The 691-nt window shown below is 46.7% G+C and carries 1 pseudogene; it reads left to right on the top strand.

The features are described from left to right. A pseudogene (locus R7Q11_RS26480) lies at nucleotides 1–691 on the top strand (ATP-dependent DNA helicase DinG); the annotation flags it as partial.

The raw sequence follows: 691 nt of genomic DNA, 5'->3' as shown, positions 1-691 counted from the left end.
CGCGAGTTTAAAAGGCGCAGCAGCGTGGCTAGAGAAGCTGAATCAGTCAATCAGTAAATTTTTATCACTGGCTGATGAGAAACGTGTCGCTCGATTCCGCAATGACTTGCAAGACTCGGTGCAAAACTTAATACCTGCGCTCACTCAATTGACTAAACAGTTCGACCCAGCTCAGTTTGAAGAAGGCATCTACCGCTTTGAACATGGCGAACTGCCTACTTGGCTAGAAAACCAATCTAAAGAGCTAAAGCAGTTCAGCAAGAAAGCAAACCAAAGCGTCGCGAAAATCGCCGATCTTATCGCAGAAAGAGTCAAAGATGGCGAACTCGCGGCAAGATTGGCCGAGCCTGCGCTCGCTGAACTAGGTTTCTATATTCAACGACTAGAGAACCTCGCTCAAGTTTGGCATTTGATGGCAGAGCCAACACGAGAAAAAGGAGCGCCTTTAGCGAGATGGCTAGAAACTCACCCAGATCGTGAAGGCGATTTTATTGTGAGCGTCTCCCCTCTTGAGATTTGATGGCAGCTAGACCAACAGATTTGGAGTCGTTGTATTGGTGCCGTATTAGTTTCAGCAACAATGCGAGCGTTGAACTCTTTCCACTATTTTTGCCATCAAGTAGGCATTGATGGCAAGCCAGAATCTGGGACTCAGTTTTTGGCACTCGCTTCGCCTTTTGATTATCAAAAC

The sequence above is a fragment of the Vibrio sp. 970 genome (genome assembly GCF_033339075.1).
The sequence above is the reverse complement of the archived record's forward strand: the minus strand, read 5'-3'. Positions and strand labels throughout refer to the sequence as shown.